The 1,289-nt window shown below is 71.5% G+C and carries 2 protein-coding genes; both read left to right on the forward strand.

Annotation, left to right across the window (positions count from 1 at the left end):
* Nucleotides 1–167 precede the first annotated feature (167 nt).
* Nucleotides 168–1,037, forward strand: a complete 870-nt coding sequence (gene rfbA / locus NWP09_RS12870; RefSeq protein ID WP_258275892.1) for a glucose-1-phosphate thymidylyltransferase RfbA — start codon at nt 168–170, stop codon at nt 1,035–1,037.
* The coding region (locus tag NWP09_RS12875; protein ID WP_258275893.1) for a hypothetical protein at nt 1,034–1,289 on the forward strand (256 nt) is incomplete at its 3' end. The genes rfbA and NWP09_RS12875, both read left to right, overlap by 4 nt.

Raw genomic sequence — 1,289 nt, forward strand, 5'->3', positions numbered from 1 at the left:
CGCCCGGGCGGATCGGCGGCGACATCGCGGCCCTCGCCGCGCGAGCGCTCGAGCGACGTCGAGCGCCGGTCGACGGCGGCTGACGCCCGCTCGCGGGGCGGGCCCGGCCGCCGTCCCAACTAGACTCGCCCAGAGGCCGAACGCCTCGAGGGACGAACGGAGACGCGATGCGGGGCATCATCCTGGCGGGCGGATCGGGCACCAGGCTGTGGCCGATCACGAAGGGCATCTCGAAGCAGCTGATGCCCATCTACGACAAGCCGATGGTCTACTACCCGCTCTCGACCCTCATGATGGCCGGGATCCGCGAGGTGCTCGTGATCACGACGCCCGAGTACAACGAGCAGTTCCAGGCGCTGCTGGGCGACGGCTCCGCGCTCGGCATGCGCATCGAGTACGCCGTGCAGCCGAGCCCCGACGGCCTCGCCCAGGCGTTCATTATCGGCGAGGAGTTCATCGGCGACGAGTCCGTCGCCCTCGTCCTCGGCGACAACATCTTCCACGGCACGGGGCTCGGCTCGAGCCTGCGCGCGCATTCGGAGATCGACGGGGGGCTCATCTTCGCCTACCAGGTGGCCGATCCGACCGCGTACGGCGTCGTCGAGTTCGACGAGGAGATGCGCGCGCTCTCGATCGAGGAGAAGCCCGCGCAGCCGAAGAGCGACTACGCCGTGCCCGGCCTGTACTTCTACGACAACGACGTGATCGAGATCGCGAAGACGATCGAGCCCTCCGCTCGCGGCGAGCTCGAGATCTCGACCGTCAACGAGCGCTACCTCGACGCGGGCGCGCTGCAGGTGCAGGTGCTCGACCGCGGCGTCGCCTGGCTCGACACCGGCACGTTCGAGTCGATGATGCAGGCGAGCGAGTACGTGCGGGTGATCGAGGACCGCCAGGGCTTCAAGATCGGCTGCATCGAGGAGATCGCCTGGCGCGCCGGCTGGATCGACGACGCGCAGCTGCGCGCGCTCGCCGAGCCGCTCATGAAGAGCGGCTACGGCAGCTACCTCATGCGGCTGCTCGAGCGCGGGCGATGACGCGGGGGAGCGTCGCCGTCCTGCGGCTCACGCGGGCGCACGGCACGCTCGAGCTCCTCGCGTCGACCGTCGCCCGGCTGCGCCCTGCCTTCGAGCGCGTCGTCATCGCCGGCGACCCCGAGATCGCCGCGGCGGTGCGGGCGGATGCGCCGACGGACGCCGGGTGGGCGGCGGAGCTGGTTGGGGCGCCGCTCGCGCTCCTCGCCGATGACGACTGGGCCGGGCCCCTCGACGACCCGCGCGGCTGGCGGG

Origin of the sequence: Agrococcus sp. HG114 (assembly GCF_024723325.1) — a bacterium.
GTDB lineage: Bacteria > Actinomycetota > Actinomycetes > Actinomycetales > Microbacteriaceae > Agrococcus.